At 31.4% G+C, this 1,495-nt stretch carries 2 protein-coding genes; both read right to left on the reverse strand.

The features are described from left to right. Nucleotides 1-178: 178 nt before the first annotated feature. On the reverse strand, nucleotides 179-583 hold the full coding sequence (locus tag MWH30_RS13695; protein WP_248664660.1) for an RpnC/YadD family protein: 405 nt from the start codon (nucleotides 581-583) through the stop codon (nucleotides 179-181). 33 nt (nucleotides 584-616) lie between these two features. Beyond that, the coding region (locus tag MWH30_RS13700; RefSeq protein WP_248664661.1) for an Rpn family recombination-promoting nuclease/putative transposase at nucleotides 617-1,495 on the reverse strand (879 nt) is incomplete at its 5' end.

Genomic DNA, 1,495 nt, shown 5'->3' on the forward strand with positions numbered 1-1,495 from the left:
ATCACAAACCCTGCTATATCAAGGTTTCTGACCTCTAAATAGTTATTTTATACCTATGAACTGTCGAACTCGGGTTATAATCTACTAAAGTAAACAAATCAATACATTTACTAATTCAAGAAAAGACCAGCCAATTCAATGACTGATCTCTTTATCTCTACTAATATTTATAGCAAGCTTAATGCTGAGCTTTCTTTTTTATCTCTTCTATCTTATCCTTATCTAATCCTGTTATCTCCATTATCTCTACTACTTCCATATCTTTTGCTAATAACTTCTCAGCTATTTCTAAATCTCTTTCTTTCTTCCCTTCTGCCAATCCTTTCTCTTTTGCTTCTTCTCTGAGCCTATTGATGTTTTTAGCAAAATTACTAATCATATTTTCCACCTCCCAAGGTTTTGATTCTTCAATGATTCTCTCTAACTCTTTTTTCTTTCCTGCCGGCAGAAGTGGAGCTGATATATTGATAAGCCATCTCTTTATTGAAGTGAATTCTTCTTCGCTAATATCCTTAATAACGTCAACTAAATCCTTGAGCCTTTGTAGTACGTCTACTTCGCCTTTCTCCCTCTTTAATTGCAATAATAAACTCTGGCTGTTAACCAGAGTTTTAATTTACTGCCCTATCTCTTTTTTTATTTCTTCAATTTTTTCTTTATCTAAGCCAGTAATATCAATTATATCTGGAATATCTATACCTTTTCTTAACATTTTTTGAGCCATTTCTTTTTTTGCTTTTGCTTTTTCCTCAGATCTTACCTTTTGAACATCATATTCCTCGATCATCTGGAACATAGTTCTCACCTTCCCTTCTTTGAAGACTTTTAACACTTCTTCAATTTCATCTTCCGGAACATTAACCTTTAACAATAAGTGCTTAATAGCCAAAGCAACATTCTCTAATATATTACTGTGTTTTAAGCTTTCCTTTAATGCTTCCCAATACTCTTCTTTAAGTTGCTTTATTACTTTTAGATCTTCTACAGTCTTAATTTTATCCATAGCTAATATTAAAGATATTGCATTGCCTTTTTCTATTAATTCTTCTATAGTGATACTATTTAAAACTATAGGTTTATAGCTGAAGTTAGGAATGTGCTGTTTAAAACTCTCGTAATGTTTAACCTTATCTTTAAACTCAATTTCTGCTGTCCAGCTACCTTTACCATCATAAAATACTATTGGCAATATTGGAGGTAGTTTAAAAGGTTTATTTTCGCTTTCATCAGCGTTTTCGTCAATATATACTCTCCATAATCTAGTCATATATTCTAGCAGTCTAAAGGGCATCAAAAAATCAGTCTTTGATTGATGTTCTAGCATTATAAAGACAAATGCCTCTTCATCATCCAACTTTATTCTATAAACTATATCATTTTCTCTGTTAGCTCCTATTAGATCAATGTATTCTGTAGGTAATACCTCAATATCGTCTTTATCTATTTCAGAAACCCAATCTCTATCAATAAAATCATCTAAAAACATCTTAAATAG

The sequence above is a fragment of the Fuchsiella alkaliacetigena genome (assembly GCF_023227765.1).
Taxonomy (GTDB): domain Bacteria; phylum Bacillota; class Halanaerobiia; order Halobacteroidales; family Acetohalobiaceae; genus Fuchsiella; species Fuchsiella alkaliacetigena.